Source organism: bacterium, assembly GCA_024224155.1.
In the GTDB taxonomy this organism is placed as follows: domain Bacteria; phylum Acidobacteriota; class Thermoanaerobaculia; order Multivoradales; family JAHEKO01; genus CALZIK01.
The window spans coordinates 1-962 of record JAAENP010000563.1 but is presented as its reverse complement, the minus strand read 5'-3'; the positions used below and the strand labels follow the sequence as shown (position 1 = coordinate 962).

Here is a 962-nt window from a genome sequence, read left to right as displayed (position 1 = left end):
GTCAAGACGCTACGCCGCAAGCTCGCTCAGCTGGCCAGCTATGGCCGGGCTGCTGAATTCGGGCACGCTCTGGCCCAATGCCGAGTCGCCAACCGGGGACACGCCATGGGATTTCTCTACGTCGATGGGCATGTGCGCGCCTACCACGGCAAGCGCAGCATCCCGAAGACCCGCGTCACCCGCCTGCATATCGCGATGCCCGCAACGACCGACTATTGGGTCAACGACGTCGAAGGTGAGCCGCTGTTCGTCGTCACCACCGAAGCCAACAAAGGCCTTGTCAAGATGCTGCCGGAGGTGCTCAAGGAGGTGCGCTCCCTGGTCGGAGACCGCCGTCTGACCGTGGTCTTCGATCGCGGCGGTTGGAGTCCGAAGCTGTTCAAGAAGCTCATCGGTGAGGGCTTCGACATCCTCACCTACCGCAAGGGGCGTTCTCGCCGCGTGACCAAGAGCCGCTTCTCCCCACACCAGGCGACCCTCGATGGGCGCAAGGTTCGCTACCTTCTCGCCGACCAGAATGTGCTGCTGCTCAAGCGCAAGCTGCGGCTGCGACAAGTCACGCGCCTGAGCCCCAACGGCCACCAGACACCGATCCTCACCTCGCGATGGGACCTGCCAGCCATCGAAGTGGCCTACCGGATGTTCGAACGATGGCGTCAGGAGAACTTCTTCAAGTACCTGCGCGAGGAGTACGCCTTGGACGTGCTGGTGGACTACGGTGTCGAGCCTGCCGAGCCCGCGCGCAGCGTCCCCAACCCCAAGCGCAAGGCGCTGGACGCAGAGCTACAGCGAGCGCGGACCCAACTCGCCCAACTCGAAGCCGAGTACGGGCTCGAAGCCTTGGACAACCCGGAGAGCCGGCGCCGCACCATGCGCGGCTTCAAGATCGCCAATTCCATGCTCGCGCAACGCATACGCGACGCCATGAAGCGCGTGGCGATGCTGGAGAAGAAGCGCGCCCG

Annotated in this window: 1 protein-coding gene; it reads left to right on the top strand. The window is 64.3% G+C overall.

Features of this window, described 5'->3' with window-relative positions; genetic code table 11:
- A partial coding sequence (locus tag GY769_25655) for a hypothetical protein (protein MCP4205311.1) occupies nt 1-962 on the top strand: 962 nt, incomplete at both ends.